Source organism: Achromobacter sp., from assembly GCF_049647645.1.
In the GTDB taxonomy this organism is placed as follows: domain Bacteria; phylum Pseudomonadota; class Gammaproteobacteria; order Burkholderiales; family Burkholderiaceae_B; genus Achromobacter.
On the sequence record NZ_JBARYB010000014.1, the window covers coordinates 1 to 26,662 of the forward strand.

General features: G+C 62.8%; 28 protein-coding genes. 10 read left to right on the plus strand and 18 right to left on the minus strand.

What is annotated here, in order from left to right:
* On the minus strand, window positions 1–323 hold a 323-nt coding region (locus WBB14_RS01550; protein ID WP_424238270.1), incomplete at its 3' end, for a DnaA N-terminal domain-containing protein.
* A 396-nt stretch (window positions 324–719) separates the two neighbouring features.
* Here WBB14_RS01550 and rpmH point away from each other — a divergent pair.
* The 5 genes from rpmH to WBB14_RS01575 all read left to right on the plus strand — a co-directional run bounded on the left by rpmH (window position 720) and on the right by WBB14_RS01575 (window position 4,970).
* The gene (gene rpmH, locus WBB14_RS01555; RefSeq protein ID WP_003816025.1) at window positions 720–854 is read left to right on the plus strand and encodes a 50S ribosomal protein L34; all 135 of its coding nucleotides are present in this window, start codon (window positions 720–722) and stop codon (window positions 852–854) included.
* A gap of 48 nt (window positions 855–902) precedes the next feature.
* A complete protein-coding gene (locus WBB14_RS01560) occupies window positions 903–1,274 on the plus strand; it encodes a ribonuclease P protein component (protein ID WP_013397083.1) in 372 nt (123 codons plus the stop codon).
* Window positions 1,271–1,543 (plus strand): membrane protein insertion efficiency factor YidD, encoded by a 273-nt coding sequence (gene yidD / locus WBB14_RS01565; RefSeq protein WP_013397082.1) that lies wholly within the window; start codon window positions 1,271–1,273, stop codon window positions 1,541–1,543. Before WBB14_RS01560 ends, yidD begins: the two co-directional genes overlap by 4 nt.
* A 48-nt stretch (window positions 1,544–1,591) precedes the next feature.
* Entirely contained in the window at window positions 1,592–3,268 is a 1,677-nt protein-coding gene (gene yidC / locus WBB14_RS01570) for a membrane protein insertase YidC (protein ID WP_424238271.1), read from the plus strand.
* A gap of 256 nt (window positions 3,269–3,524) precedes the next feature.
* Window positions 3,525–4,970, plus strand: a complete 1,446-nt coding sequence (locus WBB14_RS01575; RefSeq protein ID WP_424238272.1) for a catalase — start codon at window positions 3,525–3,527, stop codon at window positions 4,968–4,970.
* A gap of 80 nt (window positions 4,971–5,050) precedes the next feature.
* On the opposite strand, the gene WBB14_RS01580 is transcribed toward WBB14_RS01575, so the two are convergent.
* The 14 genes from WBB14_RS01580 to WBB14_RS01645 all read right to left on the minus strand — a co-directional run bounded on the left by WBB14_RS01580 (window position 5,051) and on the right by WBB14_RS01645 (window position 19,038).
* The gene (locus WBB14_RS01580) at window positions 5,051–5,929 is read right to left on the minus strand and encodes an ABC transporter permease (RefSeq protein WP_424238273.1); all 879 of its coding nucleotides are present in this window, start codon (window positions 5,927–5,929) and stop codon (window positions 5,051–5,053) included.
* Window positions 5,930–5,940: 11 nt separating this feature from the next.
* The gene (locus WBB14_RS01585) at window positions 5,941–6,774 is read right to left on the minus strand and encodes an ABC transporter ATP-binding protein (protein WP_424238274.1); all 834 of its coding nucleotides are present in this window, start codon (window positions 6,772–6,774) and stop codon (window positions 5,941–5,943) included.
* A 1-nt stretch (window position 6,775) separates the two neighbouring features.
* Window positions 6,776–7,819: an ABC transporter substrate-binding protein gene (locus WBB14_RS01590; RefSeq protein WP_424238275.1), complete on the minus strand. Its 1,044-nt coding sequence runs from the start codon at window positions 7,817–7,819 to the stop codon at window positions 6,776–6,778.
* 50 nt (window positions 7,820–7,869) lie between these two features.
* Window positions 7,870–8,775 (minus strand): TauD/TfdA dioxygenase family protein, encoded by a 906-nt coding sequence (locus WBB14_RS01595; protein ID WP_424238276.1) that lies wholly within the window; start codon window positions 8,773–8,775, stop codon window positions 7,870–7,872.
* 146 nt (window positions 8,776–8,921) lie between these two features.
* Window positions 8,922–9,596, minus strand: a complete 675-nt coding sequence (locus WBB14_RS01600; RefSeq protein ID WP_424238277.1) for a GntR family transcriptional regulator — start codon at window positions 9,594–9,596, stop codon at window positions 8,922–8,924.
* A gap of 83 nt (window positions 9,597–9,679) precedes the next feature.
* Window positions 9,680–10,639, minus strand: a complete 960-nt coding sequence (locus tag WBB14_RS01605) for a Bug family tripartite tricarboxylate transporter substrate binding protein (protein WP_424238278.1) — start codon at window positions 10,637–10,639, stop codon at window positions 9,680–9,682.
* Between the two features lie 45 nt (window positions 10,640–10,684).
* Window positions 10,685–11,536 (minus strand): fumarylacetoacetate hydrolase family protein, encoded by an 852-nt coding sequence (locus tag WBB14_RS01610; protein WP_424238279.1) that lies wholly within the window; start codon window positions 11,534–11,536, stop codon window positions 10,685–10,687.
* A 4-nt stretch (window positions 11,537–11,540) separates the two neighbouring features.
* The gene (locus WBB14_RS01615; protein WP_424238280.1) at window positions 11,541–11,936 is read right to left on the minus strand and encodes a RidA family protein; all 396 of its coding nucleotides are present in this window, start codon (window positions 11,934–11,936) and stop codon (window positions 11,541–11,543) included.
* Window positions 11,937–12,294: 358 nt separating this feature from the next.
* On the minus strand, window positions 12,295–13,494 hold the full coding sequence (locus WBB14_RS01620; protein WP_424238281.1) for a M20 aminoacylase family protein: 1,200 nt from the start codon (window positions 13,492–13,494) through the stop codon (window positions 12,295–12,297).
* Window positions 13,495–13,522: 28 nt separating this feature from the next.
* Window positions 13,523–14,539, minus strand: coding sequence for an ABC transporter ATP-binding protein (locus tag WBB14_RS01625; RefSeq protein ID WP_424238282.1), 1,017 nt, complete (start codon window positions 14,537–14,539; stop codon window positions 13,523–13,525).
* Complete coding sequence (locus WBB14_RS01630) at window positions 14,536–15,543, minus strand: ABC transporter ATP-binding protein (RefSeq protein WP_424238283.1); 1,008 nt, start codon at window positions 15,541–15,543, stop codon at window positions 14,536–14,538. The genes WBB14_RS01625 and WBB14_RS01630 overlap by 4 nt, the downstream gene beginning before the upstream one ends.
* Before the next feature lie 9 nt (window positions 15,544–15,552).
* A complete protein-coding gene (locus WBB14_RS01635; RefSeq protein ID WP_424238284.1) occupies window positions 15,553–16,473 on the minus strand; it encodes an ABC transporter permease in 921 nt (306 codons plus the stop codon).
* Window positions 16,470–17,444 (minus strand): ABC transporter permease, encoded by a 975-nt coding sequence (locus WBB14_RS01640; RefSeq protein WP_424238285.1) that lies wholly within the window; start codon window positions 17,442–17,444, stop codon window positions 16,470–16,472. The genes WBB14_RS01635 and WBB14_RS01640 overlap by 4 nt, the downstream gene beginning before the upstream one ends.
* Before the next feature lie 7 nt (window positions 17,445–17,451).
* Window positions 17,452–19,038, minus strand: a complete 1,587-nt coding sequence (locus WBB14_RS01645; RefSeq protein ID WP_424238286.1) for an ABC transporter substrate-binding protein — start codon at window positions 19,036–19,038, stop codon at window positions 17,452–17,454.
* 115 nt (window positions 19,039–19,153) lie between these two features.
* Between WBB14_RS01645 and mnmE the strand changes: the two genes are divergently transcribed.
* On the plus strand, window positions 19,154–20,506 hold the full coding sequence (gene mnmE, locus WBB14_RS01650) for a tRNA uridine-5-carboxymethylaminomethyl(34) synthesis GTPase MnmE (protein ID WP_424238287.1): 1,353 nt from the start codon (window positions 19,154–19,156) through the stop codon (window positions 20,504–20,506).
* 44 nt (window positions 20,507–20,550) lie between these two features.
* On the opposite strand, the gene WBB14_RS01655 is transcribed toward mnmE, so the two are convergent.
* Window positions 20,551–20,907 carry a winged helix-turn-helix domain-containing protein gene (locus tag WBB14_RS01655; RefSeq protein ID WP_424238288.1) on the minus strand — a complete coding sequence of 119 codons (357 nt, stop codon included), beginning with the start codon at window positions 20,905–20,907 and terminating at the stop codon, window positions 20,551–20,553.
* A gap of 42 nt (window positions 20,908–20,949) precedes the next feature.
* Here WBB14_RS01655 and WBB14_RS01660 point away from each other — a divergent pair, with 42 nt between their 5' ends.
* Entirely contained in the window at window positions 20,950–21,507 is a 558-nt protein-coding gene (locus tag WBB14_RS01660) for a hypothetical protein (RefSeq protein WP_424238289.1), read from the plus strand.
* Window positions 21,508–21,531: 24 nt separating this feature from the next.
* Here the strand turns inward: WBB14_RS01660 and WBB14_RS01665 are convergent, their stop codons facing one another.
* A complete protein-coding gene (locus WBB14_RS01665; RefSeq protein ID WP_424238290.1) occupies window positions 21,532–21,867 on the minus strand; it encodes a hypothetical protein in 336 nt (111 codons plus the stop codon).
* Between the two features lie 185 nt (window positions 21,868–22,052).
* Between WBB14_RS01665 and WBB14_RS01670 the strand changes: the two genes are divergently transcribed.
* Window positions 22,053–22,505, plus strand: coding sequence for a GNAT family N-acetyltransferase (locus WBB14_RS01670; RefSeq protein WP_424238291.1), 453 nt, complete (start codon window positions 22,053–22,055; stop codon window positions 22,503–22,505).
* Window positions 22,506–22,560: 55 nt separating this feature from the next.
* Here the strand turns inward: WBB14_RS01670 and WBB14_RS01675 are convergent, their stop codons facing one another.
* Window positions 22,561–23,928, minus strand: a complete 1,368-nt coding sequence (locus WBB14_RS01675; RefSeq protein ID WP_424238292.1) for a ClcB-like voltage-gated chloride channel protein — start codon at window positions 23,926–23,928, stop codon at window positions 22,561–22,563.
* A gap of 489 nt (window positions 23,929–24,417) precedes the next feature.
* On the opposite strand from WBB14_RS01675, the gene WBB14_RS01680 reads away from it, so the two are divergent.
* Complete coding sequence (locus tag WBB14_RS01680) at window positions 24,418–25,095, plus strand: response regulator (protein WP_424238293.1); 678 nt, start codon at window positions 24,418–24,420, stop codon at window positions 25,093–25,095.
* A complete protein-coding gene (locus WBB14_RS01685) occupies window positions 25,085–26,569 on the plus strand; it encodes a sensor histidine kinase (protein ID WP_424238294.1) in 1,485 nt (494 codons plus the stop codon). Before WBB14_RS01680 ends, WBB14_RS01685 begins: the two co-directional genes overlap by 11 nt.
* Window positions 26,570–26,662: the final 93 nt, after the last annotated feature.

Consider the following 26,662-nt stretch of genomic DNA (forward strand, 5'->3'; position numbering starts at 1 on the left):
GGGTAACCACCGGACGGGTACGGTTGCGCGGGTTGCTGAGCGCGCACGGGCGCGACCGGCATGCGCGGCGCGGCGCCTTGGGAGGGCAACTCAAACAGTACCTGCACCGGACGCTCGAACCACTCCGCGGCCAACGCTTCGATCTGGTGGGAAAAGTTCTTGCGCACCCAATCCAGCTTGAAGCGGTTGGGCGCGGCAACGCGCAGCACCGCCTGCGTTTCGTCGTACGCAAGCGGGACCAGCGGTCGTATCCACGCGCTGATTTGTTGGGGGGGGAGTTCCTGCTCAAGACGACTGACGCAGGTCTGCCAGAATTCTTTCATGTCGCTCTTATTCAAACCTCGATTCTACCTTGCCTGGGCTGGGGTTATCCACAGGGTAGGGCATAACTGTCCGCGTGGCCCAGGCTTAACTGTTTGACAAGACAGGGAAAACTTGCTGAAATGGTGGGCTTTTCCGAATTCTGTCTGTCAGAAGGTTCCACAGAGAGCTTAGCCGCGCTTTGTTGCGGGTGGTGTCTAACGATGCCTACGCCCCATGCAACTGCCTGGTTTTAGCTTCTATAAGTCGCCCGGGGTTTCCCCGGTCAGAGCCCCGTCTACGAGTTGTTTTTTGCACCTGTTGCAAAAATGCTCATTGGATACCCGCTTCCTGAATGCGCGACCAGGAACCCTTCCGGGCAGGTCCCTTCTGACTTTTGTTCTTTTTGTGGATCGTCCATGAAACGTACCTACCAACCTTCCGTTACCCGCCGCAAGCGCACCCATGGCTTTCGCGTGCGCATGAAAACCCGCGCTGGCCGCGCTATCCTGAACGCTCGCCGCGCCAAGGGCCGCAAGCGTCTGGCCGTCTAAGTCCTGGTTTTCCGGTTTTCCGGAATCCTGACGCCTGACCTGCAGTCCATGCCGCGCTCCACGCTTCCGCCGGAGGCGCGGCTGCATCGCCCCTCCGAGTTCGCCGCCGCCCTCAAAGGCCGGCGTCTTGCCCGAGGGGCGTTCTTCATTGTGAGCGCCGCTCCCAATGATCTGCCCCCCGGCCAGGATGCCTGTGCGCGCCTGGGCCTGGTGATCGCCAAGCGGTTCGCCGCCCACGCCAGTACGCGCAACGCCATCAAGCGGGTCATCCGCGAAGCGTTCCGCCATCGGCGCCTGGGGTTGCCGGCAAAAGATTACGTCGTGCGCCTGCATAGCAAGGTTGCGCCCGCCACGCTCACTGCGCTGAAACGCGCGGCCAGAGCCGAAGTGGACGCTCACTTTGAGCGGATCGCGCGATGATCAAGGCTTTACTCATTGCCCCGATCCGGTTCTACAGGTTTTTCCTGAGTCCCTGGATCGGCAGGCAATGCCGCTTTACTCCCACCTGCTCGGCGTATGCGATCGAAGCGATCGAGCGCCACGGCGCCTGGCGCGGCTTCTGGCTGGCGGTCCGGCGCATTGGCCGCTGCCACCCTTGGTCGCCGGGCGGATTGGATCCGGTTCCGCCGGCCAAGGGAACCAATGGCCCCTCGTGCTGTTCCCACAGCCACCGCACCGAGCACGATTGACGCTAAACTGGCGGGCTTTGCTGGCCCGTATTCACCTCAGTAGGCACCATGGATATCCGACGAACCGTCCTCTGGATGATTTTTTCCTTCTCGCTGTTGCTCCTATGGAACAACTGGCAGATCCATAACGGCAAGCCGTCGCTGTTCGGCCCCACGCCGGCGGCCACCACGAGCGAGCCGCAGGCTGCCGCGAACAACGCGACGCCTTCGGTCCCCAGCGCGCCTGTCCCCGCGACCGCCGGCGCATCCGCCGTCCCGGGCGCTGCGGCGCCCGCTGCCGCGCGTTCGGAAGAAGTCGTCATCACGACCGACGTGCTGCGCCTGACGTTCGACACCATGGGCGCCCAGCTGGTGCGCGCCGAGCTGTTGAAGTACCCGGCCACCGGCCAGCCCGACAAGCCCACGGTGCTGCTGGACCGCGCCGCCGGCCTGAACTACGTGGTGCAGACCGGCGTTGTGGGTGCCCCCAACGGCCAGAGCTTCCCCACGCACCAGACGCCTTTCCGCATCGTGTCCTCGGAGCGCCAGCTGACCGGCGACAACCTGGTGGTCGCCTTCGAAGGCGAATCCGGCGGCGTGAAGGTCACCAAGACGTTCACCCTGCATCGCGGCCGCTATGACGTCGACGTGCGCCACGACCTGGCCAACGTCAGCGCCGCCCCCGTGTCGCCCGCCCTGTACCTGCAGCTCGAGCGCGACGGCAACGACCCGGCCGACACATCCAGCTTCTATCACACCTTCACCGGCTTCGCGGTCTACTCGGAACAGGACAAGTTCCAGAAGATCACCTTCAGCGACATCGAGAAGAAGAAGGCCAACTACATCAAACAATCGGACAACGGCTGGATCGCCGTGGTCCAGCACTACTTCGCCACCGCCTGGGTGCCCCCGCAGGGCAAGCCGCGCACCAACGAACTGCTGGAAGTGCAGAAGAACCTGTACGCCGCCCGCAGCATCGAGGCCGTCGGCGAGATCGCCCCTGGCGCCGCCACGCGTGTCGATTCGCACCTGTGGGTCGGTCCGCAAGACCAGAAGGCCATGGCAGCCCTGGCCCCTGGCCTGGAACTGGTGGTCGACTACGGCTGGCTGACCATCATCGCCAAGCCGCTGTTCAAGCTGATGACCTGGCTGCATTCCATCCTGGGCAACTGGGGCTGGACCATCGTCGCGCTGACCGTGCTGATCAAGGCCGTGTTCTACCCCCTGGCCGCCGCCAGCTACCGCTCCATGGCCCGCATGAAGCAAGTGGCTCCGCGCCTGCAGGCCTTGAAGGAAAAGTACGGCGACGACAAGCAGAAACTCAATGCGGCCATGATGGAGATGTACCGCACCGAGAAGATCAACCCGCTGGGCGGCTGCTTGCCGATGGTGGTGCAGATCCCGGTGTTCATCTCGCTGTACTGGGTGCTGCTGGCCAGCGTGGAAATGCGCGGCGCGCCCTGGATCCTGTGGGTGCACGACCTGTCGATCCGCGACCCGTTCTTCATTCTGCCCGCCATCATGATGGCCACCATGTTCCTGCAGATCAAACTGAACCCGACGCCTCCGGACCCCATCCAGGCCAAGGTCATGATGATCATGCCGCTGGTGTTCGGCGGGATGATGTTCTTCTTCCCGGCCGGCCTGGTGCTCTACTGGTGCGTCAACAACACCCTGTCGATCGCGCAGCAATGGTCCATTACGCGCGCCATGCAGCGCAAAGCGGAAGCCGCGGCCAACCGCTAGAACCCGCTCTTGCACAAAAAACCGGTCCCGCGCGGACCGGTTTTTTTTCGTCCTTGCCGAGCCGGCCATACCGATCCGCGATTTTCTTGATAGTTATTCTTTATCAAGTTTTATAGTTCAATCAACTTCACACCGTAAGGCAAGACCCCTATGATGTGTCGGAGATAGCCCTAGGCCGGCAATGCCAGGGTTGTCGCAGATACGGCGCGGGCCGTCAGCGGCCCCCGCATTCCAGGCATTTCATAGGGAGTGTGCTATGACCGACAAGAAGCATCTGACCACCGCCGCAGGCGCGCCCGTGCCAGACAACAACAACACGATGACCGCCGGTCCGCGCGGCCCGGCGCTGTTGCAAGACTTCTGGCTGATGGAAAAACTCGCCCATTTCGACCGCGAACGCATCCCCGAACGCGTCGTGCACGCCAAAGGCTCGGGCGCTTACGGCACCTTCACCGTCACTCACGACATTTCGCGCTATACCCGCGCCAACATCTTTTCCCAAGTCGGCAAGCAGACCCCGCTGTTCCTGCGTTTCTCGACCGTGGCTGGCGAGCGCGGCGCGGCGGATACCGAGCGTGACGTGCGCGGCTTCGCCATCAAGTTCTACACCGAGGAAGGCAACTGGGACCTGGTCGGCAACAACACGCCCGTCTTCTTCATCCGCGATCCGCTGAAGTTCCCGGATTTCATCCACACCCAGAAGCGCGACCCCAAGACCAACCTGCGCAGCGCCACCGCCGCCTGGGACTTCTGGTCGCTCAACCCGGAATCGCTGCACCAGGTCACCACCCTGATGAGCGACCGCGGCATCCCCGCCAACCTGCGCCAGCAGCACGGCTTCGGTTCGCACACGTTCAGCTTCGTCAACAAGGACGGCGAGCGCTTCTACGTGAAGTTCCACTTCAAATCGCAGCAAGGCATCGCCTGTCTGACCGACGAGGAAGCGGCGCAAGTGGTCGCCCATGACCGTGAAAGCTCGCAGCGCGACCTGTTCAACAACATCGAGCAGGGCAATTTCCCGAAGTGGACGCTGAAGGTGCAGATCATGCCCGAGGCCGAAGCCGCGACTTACCACATCAACCCCTTCGACCTGACCAAAGTCTGGCCGCACGGCGACTATCCGCTGATCGAAGTCGGCGTGCTGGAACTGAACAAGAACCCCGAGAACTACTTTGCCGAAGTGGAGCAGGCCGCCTTCACGCCGGCCAACGTCGTGCCCGGCATCGACTTTTCGCCGGACAAGATGCTGCAAGGGCGCCTGTTCTCTTACGGCGACACGCACCGCTACCGCCTGGGCATCAATCACCACCAGATCCCGGTGAATGCGCCGCGCTGCCCGTTCCACAGCTTTCATCGCGATGGCGCGGGCCGCGTCGACGGCAATGCCGGCGGTACGCTGAACTATGAGCCCAACAGCGCGGGCGAATGGAAGGAAACGCCTTCGGCGGGCGAACCGCCGCTGGCGCTGGACGGCCAGGCCGCGGCGCGCTGGAACCATCGCGTGGACGGTGACTACTACTCGCAGCCGGGCGCCTTGTTCCGCCTGATGTCGCCTGCGCAACAGGAGCAACTGTTCGGCAACATCGGCCGCCACATGGCGGGCGTACCCGAGGAAATCCAGCGCCGCCAGCTGGAACACTTCCGCAAGGCCGATCCGGCCTACGCTGCTGGCGTGGCCAAGGCGCTGGGACTGAAGCTGTAATCCGCGACGCGCTTACGTGCAAGGCGGCCCGAACAGGGCCGCCTTTTTTTATCGATGCGCTGTCGCGCCCTGCTTGGCCGTCAGCGTTGCATGCCCCAGCGCCTGACCGTGAAACGCTCCACGGTATCGAACACCAGGTTTTCCACAAGCAGCCCGATGATCACCACCGCTGCCAGTCCGGCGAACACGCGGTCTGTGTATAACTCGTTGCGGTTCTGAAAGATGTACCAGCCCAGTCCGCCCTTGCCGCTGGAAGCTCCGAACACCAGCTCCGCCGCGATCAGCGTGCGCCACGCAAACGCCCAACCGATCCTCAGTCCGGCCAGGATGGCCGGCAGCGCCGCAGGTACCAGGATCTGCAGCACGTAGCGCAGGCCGGTCAGTCCGTAGTTGCGGCCCGCCATGCGCAGGGTCTCCGACACCCCCAGAAAGCCCGCATACGTGTTCAGCGCCAGCGCCCACAACACCGAATGGATCAGCACGAACACCAGGCTGCCTTCGCCCAGGCCGAACCACAGCAGCGCCAGCGGCAATAGCGCGATCGCGGGCAGGGGATTGAACATGGCGGTCAGCGTGGACAGCAGGTCGCGCCCGAAACGCGTCGACACCGCCAACGTGGTCAGCACGAAGGCCAGCGCCACGCCGGCCGCATAACCCTGTGCCAGCACACGCAACGACTGTCCCGCGCGCGCCAGCAGTTCGCCGCCGGCAATGCCCTGCACGAAGGCCACCGCCGTTTGCGACGCGCTGGGCAACAGCAGGTCGTTGTCGGTATAGCGCGCCGCCAATTCCCAGATGCCGGCCAGCAGCGCCAAGATCGCCAGCTTACGCAGGCTGGCGTGCTGCCAAAGGCGTTCATGCCAGGGCAGGGGCGTTTCGGCCGCTTGCGGCGGCAAGGGCGGCAGCTGGTACTCCACTTCGGGGCGGACGGGCACGGCGCCCGCGTACGCAGTGCTCATGCGAGTTTCCTTCAGGCCGCAGCCCGTTCTGCGGGCTGTTCAGCCGGCGCCACGTCGAACAGCAGGTCGTGGATGCGCCTGGAGGCCGACTGGAAGGCGGCGGAGCCCTGGCTATGCAGCCCGAAGGCATGGGCGTTCAATTCCGCGCGCACGCGCCCCGGATGCGGCGACAGCAGCAGCACGCGGCTGCCCAGCACCAATGCCTCTTCGATCGAATGCGTGACGAACAGCAGCGTAAAACGCACGTCTTCCCACAACGCCAACAACTCTTCCTGCATGCGCCGCCGCGTCAATGCGTCCAGCGCCGCGAAGGGCTCGTCCATCAGCAGTACGCGCGGCTGCATGGCCAGGGCGCGGGCAATGGCCACGCGCTGCTTCATGCCGCCAGAGAGGGTGTGCGGATAGGCGTCGGCGAACGCGGACAACCCAACCTTGTCCAGATAGTGCATGGCGCGCTCGTCGGCCTCGCGCCTGCCTAGCTTGCGCGAGGCCACCAGCGGAAACGCCACGTTCTGGCGCAACGTCTTCCACGGCGGCAATTGGTCGAATTCCTGGAACACCACGATGCGGTCGGGCCCGGGACCGCGCACGGTCTTGCCGTCGATGGCGATGCGGCCTTCGGTTGGCTCGATGAAGCCCGCAATCGCCTTGAGCAGCGTGGACTTGCCGCAACCGGATGCGCCCAGCAGGATGAAGCGCTCGGCATCATGCACGTCGAAACTGACCTGATGCGTGGCGCGCACGCGCCGTTCACGTGTCTTGTATTCGATCGACACCTTATCCACAGCCAGCAAAGGCGCGGCCTTTTCGGTGTTATCCACAGGGGCTGCGGCGCTCAGTCCCATCTCAGCTGCCTTGCGCCGTGACGGGATCATCGAAGAAGTAATCGCGCCAGCTTGCCGGCGCGTTCTTGATCGCGCCCACCTTGTGCATGAATTCAGCCAGCGCGTAGGTATTCTGCGGCTCCAGCTTGAATTGCACGTCGGGGTTCTTGATCACCTTGATCAGGAAGTCGCGGTCCAGCTTGGCCCCGGTGACGCGCAGATAGGTGTCGGCAGCCTGTTCCGGATTGGCGGCGGCAAACTGGGCCGCTTCCTTCAGCGCAGCCTGGAACGCCTTGTAGGTCTTGGGATTTTCCTTGCGGAATTTCTCGGTGGCGAACAGCACTGTCGACGAACTGGGTCCGCCCAGCACGTCATAGGAATTGAGCACGATGCGCGCATTGGGATTCCCGGCGAGTTCCTGCTCCTGGAAGGGCGGGTTGCCGAAATGCCCGGTGATTTCCGTACCGCCCGCAATGATGGCGGCGGCCGCGTCCGGATGCGGCAAGGCGACGGATATCTTGTCCAGCTTGTTGAACTGCGCATCGCCCCACAGCCTGGCCGACGCCAGTTGCAGCACACGCGATTGCACCGATACGCCCACCGCCGGCACCGCAATGCGATCCTTGTCGGTAAAGTCGGCGATCGTCTTCACGTTGGGATTGTTGCTGACCAGGTAATAGGGAAAGTTGCCCAGCGAAGCCACGCCCTTCACGTTCTGCTTGCCGCGCGTACGGTCCCAGATCGTCAGCAGCGGTCCCACGCCCGCCCCCGCGATATCCACCGCTCCCGACAGCAGCGCATCGTTCACGGCCGAGCCGCCGGACAGCTTGGCCCACTCGACCGAGATATCCACACCATCGGCCTTGCCGTGCTTTTCAATCAATTGCTGATCGCGCGCCACGTTCAGCAACAGATAAACGATGCCGTATTGCTCGGCGATGCGGATGCGGCCTTCCGCCATGGCCGGCGTCGGCGAAGCCAGCGCCAGCACGGCTAGGGCCAGTGCGAGGCCAGCGCCGGTGGCGGCCTGGACCAAGCGATCACGTAGAACAGAGGAAAAACCCATGGCGTACCCTGTGGATAAATGTTTTGCGCGAAATTGCGGCGGTCCGGACCTCAGAACGGCGCGTCGCCTTCGATGGTGGTGCGGTACAGCTTGCGGCGCAGATGGTCCGGCGTGCCGCCGGCCAGGTGGATCAGGGAACGGTTATCCCAGAACACCAGGTCATGTGGCTGCCACTGGTGGCGGTAGATGTGTTCGGGCCGGATGCTGTGGGCGTACAGCTCGTCCAGGATCTGGCGGCTCTCGTCTTCGGGCAGGCCCTCGATGCGGGTGGTGAAGCCTTCGCTCACGAACAGCGCGCGACGGCCTGTTTCAGGATGGGTGCGCACCACCGGGTGAACCACTTCCTGCACCTGCGACACCTGCTGCGCGCTGAGGTTGGGACGCCACGCACCTTCCTTTTGCAGCTGGCCATACTTGGCCAGATAGGAATGCACGGCGTGCTTGCCTTCGATCGCGTCGCGCAAAGCGGCGGGCAGGGTGTCGTACGCCACATGCATGTCGGCGAACAGCGTGTCGCCCCCTTGCATAGGCAGCTCCTGCGCGTGCAGCAGCGAACCCAGGCTGGGCAGTTCCTTGTACGAGATGTCCGAATGCCAATACTTGCCTGCGTCGCCCAGCCCTATCGGCTTGCCGTCCTCGACGATGTTGGAAACGATCAGGATCTCGGGATGCCCGGGCAGATGGAACTGATGCAGCACGTGGACCATCAGGCGGCCAAAGCGACGGCTGAAATCGATGTGCTGTTGTGGCGTGATGCGCTGGTCGCGGAACACCAGCAGGTGATGGTCCAGATGCGCGCGATGCACCTGGGCGAAATCGGCCGGGGCCAGCTCGCGCGACAGGTCGATGCCGACGACTTCGGCGCCCGTCACGGCCGCCAGGGGGCGGATCGAAAAGGCTTGTGCCGCGGATTCGGCATACGCCTCGGACCGGCGCAGCGCGTTGCTCTGGGACATGGGTCGCTCCTTGCGCGAATGCCGCCGGACAAGCCGGCTCAGGAACGATCCATTATGAAAACGTGCAACCCCTACGCAAACGAATTATTCGGCCTTTGTTCAGGCCTGCGCGTCATATGGCGCGCCACCGCATTGCGGCTATAAGCTTATTCGCGCGAGAGAAACTTGCCGCGCACGGAGCCGATGTGCTGCTCCATCTTGCGTACAGCAGCCTTCTTGTCGCCACGCTCGACCATGTTGTACAAATCTTCCAGTTCCGCCACATTGGGCTTTTCTGCCTTGCCCGCAGGCGGTCGGAACCACAGGCGCATGGAACGGTCCAGCAGGCTGCCAGCGAACTCCGCCAGGATGTCATTGCGGGCGGCTTCGTACAGCGTCTGGTGGAACCTGCGGTCGATCTCCATGCTGCCCAGCCGGTCCTGGCGTTCATGGCATTCCCAGCCTGCCGCCACCAGCGCCTGCAGCCGCTCCAGCAGCGCGGGCGTGGCATTGTCCACAGCCAGGCCGGTCAGATGCGGTTCGACCAGCAGGCGCGCGGCGATCAGCTCCAGAAAGCTGTCTATGGTTTCCGCTTTGACCAGGATGCCCTTGCGCGGCAGGATGTCCACCAGGCCTTCGCGATCCAGCCTGTGTATGGCCAGGTGGATGGGGCTGCGGCCGAGCGACAGCTGTTCGCTCAGTTGCGCGACGTTGATCTGGTCCCCCGCGCGCAGTTCCTGCGTAAGGATCATGCGCTTGATCGCAATGTACGCCTGTTCGCCGAGCGAAGCCGCCGGCGCGGTGTCTTCCTGCAGTCGCTTGGGGGTAGGGGTTTGGGGCATGCGGTGATGGTTGCTGACCACGCGCCGTTACCGGCGCAGACCGCTGCGATTATAGCGACCGATGCGGGCGGGCCAGCGTTTCCTCAGTCGATGCGCACATTGCCATCCTTGATGGCCTGCCCATATTTGGCGGATTCTGCTTTCATGAAGGCCGCAAACGCTTCCGGGGTAGAGGCCGCCGCAACCATGCCCTGCTGTGCCAGGATCTGGCGCACGTCGGCATCCTGCAGCGCTTCCGAGTACATCTGGTTCAGGCGATGCACCCGTTCCGCGGACACGCCATTGCGCGTCAACAGCCCCATCCAGGTTTGCGATTCGAAACCTTGCAGGCCGGCTTCGGCGAAAGTCGGCACGTCGGGCAAGGCCGGCGTGCGGATGTTTCCGGCCACCGCCAGGGCGCGCAGCTTGCCCGCCTGGATATGCGGCGCGACCACGCCCACATCGCCCAGGGTCGCATCCACTTCGCCGCTCAGCACGGCCATGGTAGCCGGCGCCGCCCCCTTGTACGGCACATGCATCATGCCCAGGCCGGCCTGTTTTTTCAGCATCTCGAAGCCCAGGTGGCCCGATGATCCATTGCCGAACGAAGAGAAGGTCGCCTTGTCGCCCTGTTCCTTGGCCCACGCCAGGAATGCCTTGAGATCGCCCGCCGGCACCTTGGGTCCGACCACCAGCACATGCGGGTTGGACGCCAGCTGCGTGACTGGCTGGAAGTCCTTCGCGCTGTCGTAAGGCAACTGGCTCAGCAGATAAGGATTGATGACGAAGCTCGCCGCGATCAACAGGACTGTGTTGCCGTCGGCAGGCTTGCCCAGCAAGGTCTGCGCGCCTATTACCGTGCTGCCGCCCGGACGGTTTTCGACGATGATGTTGGCGCCGGTGTTCTTCGCAATGGTCTTCGCGAGCGCCCGCGCCAACGCATCCGAGGAGCCGCCTGCGGTGTACGGCACGATCAGCGTCATGGGTTGCGACGGGAAAGCGTCGGCGGCGGCAGCGTTCACGCTGGCCAGCGCCAGCGCGGCCGTCAATACGGTTTTCTTCATGATGTTTACCCCTTGATTTTTCAGCGGTGCCGCACGTTTGGCGGCTTATTCCGCGTAGCGCAGGCCCGCACGCACGACGTTGCGCAACGCGCCTATGCCTTCCACCCAACACTCCATGACGTCGCCATCAGCCAGGAACACAGGGGGCTGGCGGGCCGCGCCTATCCCCTCGGGCGTGCCGGTCAGGATGACGTCGCCTGGCAGCAGTGTGAGTCCCTGCGACAGCTCGGCGATGACACGCGCCACGCTGAAGATCTGGTTGCGGGTGTGGCCGTGCTGCATGCGCGCGCCATTGACCTCGCAACCCAGGGCGAGATTCTGCGGATCGCCGATTTCATCCGCGGTGACCAGGACCGGCCCCATCGGGCAGGTCGCGTCCAGGCTCTTGCCCTTGAACCATTGCGCGCCGTGGGCGCGCTGCAGATCGCGCGCGCTGAGGTCATTGGCTACCGTGTAGCCGAACACATGGCCGAGGGCATCGGCTTCGGCGATATCGCGTCCCTCCTTGCCTATCACCACGGCCAGCTCGACTTCCCAGTCCAGCTTGGCCGTATAGGCCTCATGCAGCGGTACGCTGTCGCGGGGACCCACGACCGTGGTGGGCAGCTTGCTGAAGAAGGTGGGGCGCTCAGGCAGCTCGACCTCCTGCCCTTCGCGCTTGCCCTTGCTTTCGTCGTAGTGCTTGAGATAGTTCCAGCCCACGCAGAACACATTGCGCTGCGGGACGATGGGCGCGAGCAGACGCACCGACTCCAGCGGCACAGCCGCGCCGCTGGCCTGTACGACATTGCTTAGCAGCGCCTGTACGTCAGCCACGCCCTGGAAGGGCGTGATGGCCTGGCCGTCCAACCGGCCCAGTACCGGGCCGGACTGGCTGGCATAGCGAACGATTTTCATGGCGTCAGTCCGCCAGACGCGCCTGGCCCTGGATTTCCACCAGGATCTCGGGCTTGGCCAGGGCGGATACCTGCACCAGCGCGCAGGCGGGGAAATCGCCGCTGAAGAATTCGCGGCGCGCTTTCCACACCTGCTGGTTGTCCGCCATGTTGGTCAGGAAGATCGTCATTGTGACCATGTCGTCGATCTGGCCGCCTGCGGCTTCCAGCAGATGCTTCATCTTCGCAAAGATGACCTGGGCCTGCTCATAGGCATTCGCACCCTGGATCGTGGTGCCATCGTTGGCGCGAGCGGTCAGCCCCGACAGATAGGCCGAATCTTTCACGCGCAGGCAGTTGGACCACAGACCGGGCTCGGCTTCGGCGACGTGGGGGCTGGTGATGCGGACTTTATGGACCATGGAATTTCCTGTTCGAAGTAAGGTTGGAACCGCCAATTAAAATAACAGTGATATTTCACAGTTATATCAATGCTAGGCTGGCATGCCAGGATGAGTCAAGGCCAAGCCAAGCTTCCGGGCATACGCATTTACCCTGGGAACAGAAGAATTTCACCGGTGTATCGCGCGGCGAAGCTTGTGGATAAGTCTTTGGATAAGCCTGGTGGCAAGCCAGGGAAAAGCGGTGGATTGTCGGGGGATATCCCGGTGGATAGGCGGTGAATAGCAGGTGGATAGCCTGTGCACAACTTGTGCCTCGCCATGAAAAAAGCGCAGACTCTTGAGAGTCTGCGCCTTTTAAATCAAGGACTTGGGAGGATCAGGACTTCGGCATGAACGCCTGCACCAGTTTCACCCAATAAGTCGCGCCCACCGGCAGCAGGGCGTCGTTGAAGTCGTAATTCGGGTTGTGCAGCTGGCACGGCCCCATGCCGTGATAGCTTTCCATGCGGTGGTCGCCGTCGCCATTGCCCAGGAACAGGTAGGTCCCCGGCACCGCTTCCAGGAAGAAGGAGAAGTCCTCCGCGCCCATGAAGGGCGGCATCTCGCGTTGCACATTTTCAGCACCGAACGCGTCTTCGGCGACCTGGGCGGCGAAGGCGGTTTCCTTTTCCCAGTTGACCAGCGGCGGATACGCGCGCACGAAATCCAGTTCGCCCGTACCGCCGTACACCTGCGGCAAGGTGGTCGCAATGCGCCGCATGTCCGCCTCGATCTTGTCCAGGGTCTCCACCGAATAAGTGCGCACCGTGCCGCGCAGCACAGCTTCGCCGGGAATCACGTTGTAGGCATCGCCCGCATGGATCTGCGTGATCGACAGCACGGCCTGATCCAGCGGATTCTTGCTGCGCGAGATGACCGTCTGCAGGGCGTGCACCATGTCGGCCGCGACGATGATGGGGTCCACCGAAGCATGCGGCTGCGCCGCATGGCCGCCCACGCCCTTGATGACGATGTCCCAGCGGTTGCTGGAGGCCATGGTTGGTCCTGCACGGAACCCGAACTGGTTGACCGGCATGCCAGGCATGTTGTGGATGCCGAACACCGCGTCGCAGGGGAATTTCTCGAACAGGCCGTCCTGCATCATGGCGCGCGCACCGGCGTTGCCGCCTTCCTCGGCCGGCTGGAATATGAACACCACCGTGCCGTCGAAGTCGCGATGTGTGGACAAGTACTGCGCCGCCCCCAGCAACATCGTCGTGTGCCCGTCATGGCCACAGCCGTGCATGCGTCCGCTGATGGTGGACTTGTGCGCGAAGCGGTTGTGCTCCGGCATGGGCAGCGCATCCATGTCGGCGCGCAGGCCTATGGTCTTCTTGCCGCTGCCACCGCGCAATACGCCCACCACACCGGTTTTCCCCAGCCCGGTGTGGACTTCCAGGCCCCAGCCGCGCAAACGCTCGGCCACCAGCGCGGAAGTGCGCGTCTCCTGGAAGGCGAGTTCAGGATGGGCGTGGATATCCCGTCGCAAGGCGGTAAGGTCGCCGTGGGCGCGTTCGATTTCGTCTATGGTTTTCATGGCTGTGGATAAAGCGTAAGAGTAGGGTTTACGTATCGTTCAGATGGCAGGCGCTGAACTGCCCCGGCGCAATTTCCCGCAACAGCGGCCGCTCCGCCTTGCAACGCGCCATGGCATGCGGACAGCGCGGGTGGAACGCGCAGCCCGCCGGCGGATCCAGCGGCGACGGCAGTTCACCCTTGATGGGCTGGTACGTGCGCCGTCCCGGCTGCAGCGTCGGCAATTCCTTCAGCAAGGCCTGCGTGTACGGATGGTTGGCGCGCTGGAAGACCGTATCGGTTGGCGCCAGCTCCACCACGCGGCCCAGGTACATGATGGCCACCCGGTCCGATATGTGGCTGACCACGCTGAGGTTGTGGCTGATGAAAAGATAGGTCAGGTCCAGGTCCGCGCGCAACTGTTCGAACAGATTAAGCACCTGGGCCTGGATCGACACGTCCAGCGCCGCGACCGCCTCGTCGCAGACGATGACCGAGGGCTTGAGCGCCAGGGCTCGCGCAATTCCTACCCGCTGCCTCTGGCCGCCGGAGAATTGATGGGGATAACGTTGTGCAAAAGCCGGATCCAGCCCCACTTGGCGCATCAGCCCGGCCACGTACTCGGCCTTGTCGCGCGCGCGAACCAGGCCATGCGCCACGGGCGCCTCACCGATGATCTCGCGCACCCGCATGCGCGGATTCAGCGAGGCATAGGGATCCTGGAAAATCATTTGCACGCCCAGCTCGTAGGCGCGCCGCTCCGGCCCTGCCATGGCCTTAACCGCCCGGCCCTTGTAGCTGACCTCGCCCGAGGTCGGCGGCAGGATGCCGGACACGATGCGGCCCAGCGTGGATTTTCCGCAGCCGGACTCACCCACGATGCCTATCACTTCGCCCTGCCGCACATCCAGGTCGACACCAGCCACCGCATGCACGACCTGCGTCTTCAAGCCAGCGCCCAACAGGTTGGCGATGCGGCCTGCCAGGTCCACGGGTTGTACAAAGCGCAGCTCAACCTCGCGCAGCGACAGGATGGGAACCGCGGGATCGCGTTCTGCTGCGCTCATTTGATGTCTGGTTCTCCGGCATGCCAGCAACGCACCCATTGCGCCGGGCGGACTTCAACAGGCCGCGGTTCGACCAGACAGGCGTCCGTGGCACGCGGACAGCGACCGCGGAACGCACAGCCTTGCGGCAGGTTGAGCAGCGACGGCGTCATGCCCGGAATCGGAACCAGCGGCTTGCCGCGGGATTCGGGCGTGGGAATGGAAGCAATCAGGCCATGCGTGTAGGGATGCATGGGATGGCTGATGACGGCCTGCGTGGTGCCGGTTTCCACCACACGGCCCGCATACATGACCGCGACGCGATCCGCCAGGCCCGCCACCACGGCAAGATCATGCGTGATCCAGATGAGCGCCGTGCCGGTCTCGCGGCACAGCTTCTGCACTTCGAACAGAATCTGGCCTTGTATGGTCACGTCGAGCGCGGTGGTGGGCTCGTCGGCGATGATCATGCGCGGTGAATTCAACAGCGCGATCGCGATTGCCACGCGCTGCCGCATGCCGCCTGACAGCTGGTGCGGATAGGTTCGCAGCCGTTGCTCGGGTGACGGAATGCCCACCATGGCCAGCGTCTGCAAGGCGCGCTGGCGCGCCTGTTCGCGCGATACCTTGCCATGCGCCTGCACCGCCTCGATCATCTGCGTATCTACGCGCAGCACCGGGTTCAGGGTCATCATCGGATCCTGGAAGATCATCGCGATTTCCCGGCCCCTGATCGCACGCCAGCGCGCGGGCGTTGCACTGCGCAGGTCTTCGCCGTTGAACCGCAAGTCGCCGTCGACGACGCGGCCCGGTTCATCCAGCAGCCCCATCAGCGAGAAGCCGGTGATGCTCTTGCCCGATCCCGATTCGCCTACCAGCCCCAGGATCTCGCCTTCGGCCAACCTCAGGTCCACGCCATCCACCGCCTTCACCACACCGTTGCGCGTGAAGAAATGCGTCTTCAGGCCATGCACCTCAAGGATGGGCGTGGGCGCCGACAAGGACTTTTCCACAGGTGTCTGCATCGCGCCCCCTCAATTCGCGTGGCGCGGATTGAGCACATCGCGCAGATGGTCGCCCACCAGGTTGATGGCGACGATGGCCAGCGCCAGCGCAATGCCCGGGAAAAAAGAAATCCAGTACTGGCCGGAAAGCAGGTATTCGAAGCCGTTGTAGATCAGCATGCCCAGCGACGGTTCCGTCACCGGCACGCCCACGCCCAGGAACGACAGCGTGGCTTCGAGCGCGATGGCGTGCGCCAGATCGATGGTGGCGATCACGATCAAGGGCGGCATACAGTTCGGCAGCACGTGGCGGAACAGCACGCGCCCCCAGGACAACGACATGCAGCGCGCCGCCTCCACGTATTCCTTGCCTCGTTCGACCAATGCCGCGCCGCGCGCCGCGCGCGCGAAATATGCCCACTGCACCACGATCAACGCGATGATCACCTTATCCACACCCTTGCCCAGGATCGCCAGCAGCATCAGCGCCACCAGGATGGCGGGGAACGACAACTGGATATCCACAACCCGCATCAGCAAGGCGTCGATGCGGCCGCCGAAATAGGCCGCCACCAGGCCCACCGTGGCGCCGATGCCGAAGGCCGCCAGCACCGACACGCTGGCCACCAGCAGGCTGGTGCGCATGCCGTACAGAATCGCCGAAAACAAGTCGCGCGCCAGGCCGTCGGTGCCCAACCAATAGCGCATGCTGCCGTCGCCGCTTTCGCTACCCGGCTTGAGCTTGGAATCCATGATGTCCAGCGTCGCCAGGTCATAGGGATTCTGCGGCGCGATCCACGGCGCAAGCAACGCGGCGCCCACGATCAGGACCAGCATGATCAGGCCCAGCGTAGCCAGTTTGCTGGCGAAGAAATCCGACAGGAAACGGCGCCAGGGCGTTTGCTCCTTGGCCTGGACCGGCGGCGCGGCGGCAGTGGAGGGTGTGTTCATCGACGGTTATCCAAGCGTACGCGGGGGTCCAGCACCGTGTAGATGATGTCCACCACCAGATTCAACATGACCAGGAAGAACACGATCAAGAGCAGATACGCCACTACCACCGGACGATCCAGGTTGATGATGGAATCGATCAGCAGCTTGCCCATGCCCGGCCAGGAAAATACCGTCTCGGTCACGACCGCAAACGCCATCACTTGGCCGAACTCAAGACCCGCCACCGTCACCACCGGGATCAGGATGTTCTTGAGCAGATGCACGCCCAGCACGCGTTTTTCAGACAAACCCTTGGCGCGCGCGAACTTGATGTAGTCCATCGGCAAGGCTTCGCGCGTGGCCGCCCGCGTCACGCGGATGATCATCGCGCACTTGGCGATTGCTATCGTGGCTGCTGGCAGCGCCAGGCTCAGCCAACCGTCGAAGGTCAACACGCTAAGCTGCAATGAGCCGATGCTGACGGTCTGGCCGCGCCCGCCTGCCGGCACCCAGCCCAGGATCACCGCGAACACCATGATGAGCATCAGGCCGACCCAGAAGTTGGGCAGCGAAAAGCCCAGCACCGAGCCCGTCATGATGGCGCGCGAACCGACCGCCTTGGGCTTCAAGCCCGCCAGGATGCCGAGCGGTACGCCGATCAGCACCGACAGCAACATGGCCACACAGGCCAGTTCCACGGTGGCCGGCATGCGCTCCAGGATCAGCCGCATGGCCGGTTCGCCCGTCAGGAAGCTATTGCCGAAATCGCCGCGCACCGCCTGGCCCATGAAGATCAGGTACTGCCGCCAGAGCGGCAGGTCCAGGCCCAGCGATGCGCGCACCGCGGCGCGCTGCGCCTCGGTGGCCTCGGGGCTCGCCAGCATCGACACCGGATCGCCCACCATGTAGATGCCGGCGAAGACCAAAGCCGACATGACGAGCATGACGACGATGGTCTGCAGCAGCCTTCTTACGATTGTTGCAAGCACTAGCGCCTTACTTCTTCAGCGTTGCAAACTGGGCGAGCGTGACCTGGTCGGGACGGCCCTGATAGCGGATGTCGCTCTTCATCGCCCATACCGACAGTTCAAAATGCACGGGCAGCATGGCGTAGTCGTCCATGGCGATGTTGCTGGCCTTGGACAACAGGTCCGCACGCTTGGCGTCATCCATGGTGGACGAGGCTTCCTTCACCAGCGCGTCCATCTTGGGATTCGAATAGCGGCTGCGGTTGGTGGTGCCCAGGCCCGCTTCCGGGTTGCGCGTCACCAGCAGCGAAGTCAGCGCGTTGGACATCTCGCCGCTGGTCACGGACCAGCCCGCCAGATAGGCCGAGAACGCATAGCTGTCGCGGTTCTTGAAGAACACCGGGGGCGCCATCGCATCCACGCTGGTCTTCACGCCGATGCGGGTCCACATTGACGCGATCGCTTGCGCCACCTTCGAATCGTTGACATAGCGTCCCGATGGCGAACCCAAGGTGATGGAGAAGCCATTGGGATAGCCCGCTTCCTTCAGCAGCGCCTTGGCCTTTTCCACATCGGCCTTGGGCGCCTTGGAATGCTCCTTGCTGGAACCGAACATGGGGTAGGGCAGCAGATTGCCCGCAGGCAATGCCACGCCGCCCATCACGCGCTCGACCAACGCATCGCGATTGATGGCCAGCGACAGCGCCTCGCGCACGCGCTTGTCCTTCATCGGGTTCTTCTCGGTGCCCTGTATGCCCGGCGAGGGCTCGGCGAACTGGTCCAGCGCCAAGTACACGACCCGCACCGACGGCGTTTCCTCTACATACAGCTTCTTGTCGCCCTTCAGCTTGGGCAGGTCATCGGTCGGGGGATCCTCGATCATGTCGACGTCGCCGGCAAGCAGGGCGGCCACGCGCGCAGCGGCGTTGCTGATGGGACGGTAGACCACGCGATCCCATTCGGGCTTCTTGCCCCAATAATTGTCGTTGCGCGCCAGCACGAATTCGGCGCCGCGCTTCCACGACACGAACTTGTAGGGACCGGTACCGATCAGGCCGTCGCCGCTATTGAGTTCGGTGGTCGTCTTGCCTTCCGCAGCCGGGCCGGACGCCGCCTTCTTGGACATGATGGGCAACTGCGCCAAGTTGACCAGCAGGTTCGGCGCCACCTCCTTGGTGGTGATGCGTACCGTGCTGGCATCGACTGCCTCGGTCTTCTCGACCGAACCCAGGTACAGCGTGAATGGTGAAGGACTATTGGGCACCTTGGGCACGCGCGCATAAGTGAAGACCACGTCTTCCGCGGTGAACGGCGTACCATCGGAGAACTTCACGTTGGGGCGCAGCTTGAAGGTCCACACCTTGCCGTCCACGGTCCAGGACTCGGCCAGCGCGGGTTGCGGCTTGAGTTGCGCGTCGGTGGCAACCAGCGTATCGAAGATGGTCTGGGAGATCTGCGTATTGGGCGTGAGCGCGTGATACTGCGGATCCATCGAGGATGGTTCGGTTTTCAAGGCGATCACCAGATCGCGGGCCATAGCCGAACTGAATGTGCCGAAGGCCAATATCACCGCGGCTGAGCCGCAGGCCAAGACACGCGAAAACCGAGATGCCATTGTGATCTCCCTGGATTGTTTCGGGTTTTGAACCTCCGGGCCACATTAACCAGCAAACAAGGGACGGCGCAACAGTTATATTCCCTTATTGTTCTCGCCTCGCCTTGCCCGAAATATGTCCGCCTACGCCCCCATCGCCGCCATCGCAACCGCCCCCGGAAGAGGCGGTATCGGCGTCGTTCGCATCTCCGGCGCGGACTTGTCCGAACTCATGCGCCGCCTGTTCCAGCGCGACCTCACGCCGCGCCATGCGCACTACCTGCCGTTCAAATCCGACGCCGGTGAATTGCTCGACGAAGGCATTGCCATCTACTTCCGAGCGCCGCATTCCTATACCGGCGAAGACGTGCTCGAACTGCAAGGGCATGGCGGCCCCGCCGTATTGCGCCGCGTGCTGGATAGCTGCCTGACCGCCGGCCGCGACCTGGGTATCCGGCTGGCCGAACCCGGCGAATTCACGCGCCGCGCCTTTCTCAATGACCGCATGGACCTGGCTCAGGCGGAAGCCGTAGCCGATTTGATCGAGGCCTCGTCGGTGGCCGCCGCGCGCGGCGCCATGGCGTCTCTATCGGGCGACTTCTCCGCCCGTGTGAACGACCTGTCGGACCGCATCATCCATTTGCGCATGCTGGTCGAGGCGACCCTGGATTTCCCCGAAGAAGAAATCGACTTCCTGGAGAAGTACCAGGCCCGCCCCACCCTGGAAGCCCTGACTGCCGACCTTGCCAAACTCATCGCGCAGGCGCGCCAGGGCGTGATCCTGCGCGAAGGCCTGCACGTGGTGCTGGCCGGCCAACCCAACGTGGGCAAGTCCAGCCTGCTCAACGCGCTGGCGGGCGACGACATCGCCATCGTCACCCCGATCGCGGGCACGACCCGCGACAAGGTGGTGCAGGAGATCCACATCGACGGCGTGCCGCTGCACATCGTCGACACGGCCGGTCTCAGGGAAACCGAGGACACAGTGGAAAGCATAGGCATTGCGCGCACCTGGCAGGAGATCGAGCGCGCCGACGTCATCCTGCATCTGCAGGATGCCACGCAGCCCGGCGACGAGCTGGACGCCCAGATCACCGCGCGCCTGCCGCCGCGCACGCCGGTGCTCAAGGTTTTCAACAAGGTGGACCTGTTATCCACACCCTTTGCTGCCGGCCCTCAGGAACTTGGCATCTCGGCCAAGCGCGGCGCGGGTCTGGACGCGTTGCGCGCGGAGTTGCTGCGCATTGCCGGCTGGAATCCCGGGGGCGAATCTCCGTGGCTGGCGCGCGAGCGGCATCTGCATGCACTGCAGGACGCTGCGGAGCATCTGGAGTTGGCCGGCGCGCACGCGGAGCAGGATGACAGGGTGCTGGACCTGTTTGCGGAAGAACTGCGGCTGGCGCATGACAGCCTGTCCAGCATCACGGGAAAATTCACCAGCGACGATCTGCTGGGCGAGATCTTTTCGAGCTTCTGCATCGGCAAATAGGCCGCGCTGCGGATGTTGCAGCGCGGCAGCCGCGGTCCTGACATTCAGTGCCTGCGCGCCGCTTCCACCAGGCATTCGGACAAGCGGTCGAAGTGCGACAGCGCGGCCTGGCTCAATTCAACCTGCTTGCGACGCGCATCCTCGGTATCGACGAGCAGTACCCAGCCTTTCTCACGCATGGATTTCAAACGCGCATGCAAGGTCGCGGGCGAACCTATGCTATCCACCGCCATCACGTCGCGCACGGACAAGCGGCGTTCCTCCTGCGATGCGCGCGCGATCAGCGTGAGTATGCGTTCTTCCGTGGGATCGAGCGACGGCAACGAAGGCAGGCCGCGCAGCGCGTCAGCCAAGCGCAGGAAGCGCAGGTAAATATCGGCAGGTCTCTTTTTTTCTTTCATGGATAATGGACGCAGCGACCGATAAGCGGCGGAATTCGAGGTATGGAGAACATTCTAGATCAGGGTAAATGGGCTCTGGTGACGATGGCGCTGTTTCTGGGCAGTCTGGCAGTCAATGAATGGGTTTTCACCAACCTTGAGTTCGTGCGCGGCATCAATTGGATCTATCTGCCAGCGGGTGTGCGCCTGATATGCACGTTGCTATTTGGATTGCCGGCAGCCCTGGGCCTGTTGGCAGGATCCTGGATGGCCTGCTTTTTCTACTATTTTCCCGACGACGTCCTCCGCTCGATCGCGGGCGGCATCATGGCCGCCGCCGCTCCCTATCTGGCTTACCGCTGGGCCAGGTCGGCGTTACGGCTGCAGCCGGACCTGGGCAATCTCACCGCCTGGCGCCTGTTGGTCTGCGCCGTTGCGTATGCGTTGATGAATACGGCGATTCACCATCTCTGGTTCTTTCTGCAGGGAGAAAGGGCTGCGCTCGCGGACGGTTTCATCGCGATGCTGACCGGAGACATTACGGGATCCTTGTTCGTGTTGTACACGCTCAAGATGATCGGGGCCATGGGGCGCTCGCTGCTGCCCCGGCGGCCCACATGACAATGCAAGGTCCTGCGCGCGGGCTCAGCCCGTCACCGCGGCAGGGTTATCCTCGGACTCGCGCTCTTCATTGATCTGGGCGCCAGGCAGCACTTCGGCCTTGCCCAGCACGCGTTCGGCGCGCTCGGCCAACTGACGCATCTCCCGTGCTCTTTTGCCGTGCAACACCCGGCCGAATGCATTGAGGTTGAGCACCATGGTTCTCAACTCCAACAACTCGCTTTCCGACAAGGCGATGCCGCCATCCCTGTGCTGCTCGATCCGGTCCAGCACGCCTGAGCAAGCCTCGTGGAACCTTGCATACTCGTTCCACAAGTTGTCGGGCGCACCATCGGCCGGGAAAGACCTATTAGATGCCATTGACGCTCCTTTGCAGAATCACTCCTCTACTTTCTTCGGGGATCCCACACTATCTTCGGGGTATACACGCGAATTATTAGTTATAAATTTTATAACTAATTCGCACAACAATCCTGAAGCGTCCGGACGGCCTATATTTCCGGAAGCCCTGCCCACGCCTGGCATCGCACTATCCTGGATTCCGCATGCGCCCCGACATACGCCTCGCCACCTCCGACGACCTACCCGACATCGAGCGGATCGTCGCGCAAGCCTACGGACACTATGTCGCCCGCATCGGGGCGATACCCGGGCCGATGCGGGATGATTATTCCGCCCGCGTCGCGCAGGGCACGGTCCATGTGCTGCAGGCACAGGATGCTGTGCACGGCGTCCTGGTCCTGATTCGCGAAGACGATTGCCTGCTGCTGGACAACATAGCGGTGGCGCCGCAAGCTCAGGGCAAAGGCTATGGCCGCGACCTGATGCAGTTCGCCGAAAACGTGGCGCGCCGGATGGGCTATGACTACATTCGTCTGTACACCCAAGAGAAAATGATCGAGAACATCGCTATCTACACGCGACATGGGTATGTGGAAACCCATCGCGCCGAAGAAATAGGATTGAAACGCGTATTTATGAAAAAAGCCCTTATTTAAGGGCTTTTCCGCTTCAGATTCAATACGAATATTTGCTCGCATTATTGAAGATCGATCACTCTTCGCGGCCCCTTGAAACGACGCGTTGAGCTCGCCGATTGCTGGCCAATGATTTCGCGTACACCGAATCCGGCCGTATGCGATGCGCAATCACGTAGCCCGTGATGCAGGCCAACATCAGCGGCAGCATGACCTCATAGCTGAGCGTCATCTCGAAAATCATCAGAATGGACATCAAGGGCGCATAGGTGGTAGCAGCCAGCAAGGCCCCCATGCCCACCACTGCATAGCTGGATACCGCAGACAGGTCCCCGGCTGGAAACAAGGCTTGCAGGCCGGTTCCGTACAAGGCGCCCAACGCCGCCCCCACGAACAGCGTGGGCGTGAAGACGCCGCCCACCGCACCCGAACCGACGCTGGCCGCCGTGGCCAGCGTTTTCAAAAGCAGAATGGCCGCCACCGCCTGCCAGGCCCACTGCGTGTGCAACATGCTGTTGACCACGCTATAGCCATTGCCCCAGACCTCGGGATTCACTACCGACAAGGCCCCGACTATCAGGCCGCCTAATGCCATGCGAACCCACAGCGGCGCGGGCACGCGGCCGAACCCAGCTCGTGCCATGTCCAGGAATCGCAGGAATTGGGGCGCCGCCAGACCGGCGATCACGCCCAATCCCAGATAGTTGATGACTTCCCAGCCCGACACGAGAGTGAAGGGCGGCATATGGAAAACCGCGTCGTAATGCAGGATCTGGCGCGTCACTATGTTTGCCACGACCGACGATACGACCAGCGGCACCAGCGTAGCCGACGCAATCGCGCCATAGACGATCTCGGAAATGAACAAGGCGCCCGCGATCGGCGCGTTATAGGCCGACGTGATCCCCGCAGTGGCGCCGCAAGCTACCAGCAAGCGCAAATGCCTGGGCGGCAATACCAGATACCGTCCCGTCAGGGATGACAACATCGCCGCCAACTGCACCATGGGACCTTCGCGGCCAATGGAGGCGCCGGAACCGATCGAAAAAATCGACGACAGGCTGCGCGCAACCGTCTGGCGAAAGCCTATGACCCCGCGGCCGATGGAAATCGCCTCCATATAGTCCGCCGCGCCGCGTTTGGGCAGCCATCTGGCTGCCATTTGCAGGATGGCGCCGGCAAGAGCGCCGCCGATCGCAGGCATCAGGAAGCGTTGCCAGGGGCTCAGTCCCCGCGCCAGGGACACCATGCCATGGGGAGCGTCCCCGCCGCCCAGCAACATCTGCGTCCAGGCCAACATTTCCCGGAAGACCACGGTGGCCAGCGCCCCCAGCAGTCCCATCAGCGCCGCCGCGCAGAGGGTGGCAGGCAAATTGTCCGCCAACAAACGGCTTCTCAGCCAGATTGCCCAACCCGATTTCTTGATTCTGATTTCTGTCGCCATGGCCGAATTCTACGGCGGAACCTGCTCACTTTTTGTTCAGTTGCCAGTCAAGAATGGCTACACGCCGCCCCTCGAATCCCCCTTTCCGCGAACGCCCTGGAGGGCTTCTGAAGGCCCTCAAAAGGGCAGAAAAGCGGGTAGGCAGGAGGACGTTTTTCGGGGTAAAAGTGCCGTTTTTCAGACCGGTTCGGCAGAAAGGGCCTGTGGATAACTCCTAAGTAGCCGCCTTGTGCACATTGTGTGGAGGCAAGTTGAACAAGCAGGGGTTTCGGACAGGGTCCAAAATCTTGTCCAACTTCAACTTTTTTCCCACACAGAGTTCTTGCACAGGCAAAAACGGCTGCAAGATGATGAAAAAAAAGAGGTTTTCAAGGTTAAGGTAGTTATCCACAGGCCTTATTAATCATTAGTCTTTATATAAAGAGAAATAAAGGAAAAGCCAAACATGTTTTCCCATTCCGCCCAGCCATGCCCCCCCGGACTCCGTCCATGCGCATCCTCCTGATAGAAGACGAAGCCGAACTTGCCCGCTGGCTTTCAAGAAGCCTGGCCAGGCATGCCGGTTTCGTCGTTGAGTGGGCTGATGACGGATTGGTCGCCGACAGAAGGTTGGCGATGGAAGACTTCGATGCGGTCATCCTGGATCTCGGACTTCCGGGCATGGATGGCCATGCTTTGCTGGCGAAGATTCGCGCGCGGGACGACCGTACGCCGGTGCTGGTCTTGACCGCGCGCGATTCGCTGGCCGAAAAAATCGGCACGCTCCACCAGGGAGCGGACGATTTCCTGCCAAAACCGTTTGTTGTGGAAGAGTTGGAAGCGCGATTGATCGCACTCATCCGCCGTAGTCGCGGACGTGAACATCCGCGACTCACCCTGGGAAACCTGGTTTTCGAGACTTCCGCTCAAAAATTCACGGTCGGCGGACAGCCCTTGCAGTTATCCCCACGTGAACACTCGGTCTTGCGGGTACTGATCCAGAAAAGCGGCGAACCGATAAACAAGCAGCAGATCCTGGACCGCATCCTGACGGACGATGCCGACATCAACCTGGAGGCCATCGAGGTCGTGGTACACCGGTTGCGCAAGAAATTGGCGGATACAGGTGTGCAAATCGTGACCATGCGGGGCATGGGGTACTGCCTGGAGAACCTTGTTGACAACTAGAAGTGCGGAAAAAAAGGGATTTTTTGCGGCAAAAAAGCGCAACCGCACCCTGAAAACCCAGCTCCTCTGGTGGCTGATTCCCACGCTGGTTTTTGTGATGATGGGCGCGCTGTGGCTGTCGAACCACCAGTTGCGCAACCAGGTCGACATTGCCTACGACCGCTCGCTCTCCGGAGCGCTGCGCGCGATCGACCACAACATATCCACAGCCAGCGGTGGATTAGCCATGGAGCAGCCGTACCTGATGCTGGAATTTTTCGAGCTGACGGCCAATGGCAGCGTGTTTTACCGGGTAGCCACCGAGGACGGGCTGGCGGAAATCGGCAATCCGGGCCTGCCCATGCCTGCCGAACCCCTGGTTTCGGGCGAGCCGCGCTTTTTTTACGCCGATTACCAGGGCACGCCCGTACGCGTTGCGGCGCTGGCCCGCCCTATGGATCCCCCGCTGTACGCGAATAAAGGGGGGCGGGTTATCGTGCAAGTCGCCGAAGGCCTGGATACCCGGCAGGCGTTCCTGCACCAGGTGCTGCTGCGCTCGGTCGAGCGGGACCTGGCGGTGATCCTGATCAGCGTTCTGGTGATCATCCTGGGGGTTTTCATGGCCTTGCGCCCCCTTGCCAGGCTGCGTCAGGAGGTGGAAGGGCGTTCTGCGGACGATTTAAGCCCTGTGAGCGCTTCCGACATGCCAGGTGAGGTCCTACCCCTAGTCACGGCCGTAAACCTCCACATGGCCCGTTTTGCGGCTCAGGCGAGGGTCCAAAGCCAGTTCCTGGACGACGCATCGCATCAGTTGCGCACTCCCTTGTCGGTTTTGCGGACCCAGACGGCCTATGCCTTGCGCGAAACAGACCCCCAGGAGGTCCGTACAGCCCTTCTGGCGATGCAGGAGGGCTTGGACAGGGCCACACGCACCACCAACCAAATGCTCGCCCTGGCGCGCGCTAAAGACGCCTCGCTGGCCGAAGGCGGTTTCAGCCCCGAAGCGGTGGATCTGGTAGAACTGGCCGACGCGGTCATCCGCAGCCTGCTTCCGACCGCCCGTGCCCGCCAACTCGACATCGGCCTGGAGGCCGAGATCCGACCAGTGATGGTCCAGGGGGCTGAGTGGTTGCTGAGGGAGGCGGTCAGCAACCTGGTCGACAACGCCATCCGCTATACGTCGCCCGCGGGGGAGGTCACCGTGACGATCCAGAGCGGACCCGGGGAAGCCAGGCTGATGGTCGAGGACAGCGGGCCCGGCATGTCCGCCGAAGATATCGCCCGCGCCTGCATCCGCTTCCGGCGGGGAGCCGCAGGGAAAAACAAGCCGGGCGCCGGGCTGGGACTGGCTATCGTCGGGACCATCGCCGAAATCCTGGGTGCGCGTTTGGTACTCGCGAACCGGGTGCCGCTGCCAGGCTTGAGGGCGTCATTGGTGTTTACCCTGGGAAACCAGGAAGATGCTGCGCCGCATCAGGAAAACGGCCGGAATTGAAAGCTTTTGGAAAGCTTCGTTTTTGTACGGTTGCGTCCACTGGGGCCGTTGTCGCGGAAAGAACCGTCTTAGCAGAGCTTCCAGCCATACCTA